Origin of the sequence: Mycobacterium sp. UM_WGJ (assembly GCF_000455125.1) — a bacterium.
Classification (GTDB): Bacteria; Actinomycetota; Actinomycetes; order Mycobacteriales; family Mycobacteriaceae; genus Mycobacterium.
On the sequence record NZ_AUWR01000025.1, the window covers coordinates 1 to 831 of the forward strand.

Genomic DNA, 831 nt, shown 5'->3' on the forward strand with positions numbered 1-831 from the left:
ACACCGTCAGTGCCCGCCGCACCATCAGCAGCCCGCGTGCCATCACCGGAGAGACCACCCACACCGGCAGTGCCCGCCCCACCACCGGCACCACCATCGCCACCAGCACCACCAGCGCCACCATGGCCACCAGCCAGACCGGCACCGGACTGCCCGACACCATTGCCCCCAGCACCACCGGCACCACCATCACCACCGTTGCCGCCATGGCCGGCGTTACCACCCACGCCACCCACACCAGCCACACCACTGTTGGCACCCGTACCGGCAACACCCCCAGCACCACCGGCACCACCATTGCCACCACGACTGCCCGCAGTGCCGTCCCCACCACGCTCACCGGCACCACCATCAACCGCACCCGCAGACCCGTCACCACCACGGGAACCAGCACCACCACTAGTGCCGTGGACACCCTGAGCGCCGTGACCACCAGCCCCACCGACACCACCATTGCCGCCATCACCGTCCGCAGCCCGGGTCACCCCGTCCGCGGTCAGGCCACCCGCGCCGCCGTTGCCGCCGGCACCACCATTGCCACCCGCGGTGCCATCAACGGCACCCGCGAAGCCATCGACACCGTCAGCGCCCCGGCCACCGGCACCACCATTGCCGCCTTGCCCGGCGACACCATCGGCCCCGGAAGCGGCCTGGCCACCGCGACCAGAGCCACCGGCGCCACCGACACCGGCGTTACCACCGGCGCCACCAGCGCCACCGGCCTCCCCATCGATCGAGGTATTGCCGTCACTGAGACCATCACGGCCCGCCGCCCCCGCCGAGCCATCCGCACCACTGCCGGCGTTACCCCCGAGACCACCAAGACCCTGC

Annotated in this window: 1 protein-coding gene and 1 pseudogene; one reads left to right on the forward strand and one right to left on the reverse strand. The window is 71.6% G+C overall.

Features of this window, described 5'->3' with window-relative positions:
• Window positions 1–415: pseudogene (locus N416_RS24240) on the reverse strand (hypothetical protein); the annotation flags it as partial.
• Between the two features lie 10 nt (window positions 416–425).
• Between N416_RS24240 and N416_RS21485 the strand changes: the two are divergent.
• Window positions 426–831: hypothetical protein (locus N416_RS21485; protein WP_369797591.1), on the forward strand; the 406-nt coding region annotated here is incomplete at its 3' end.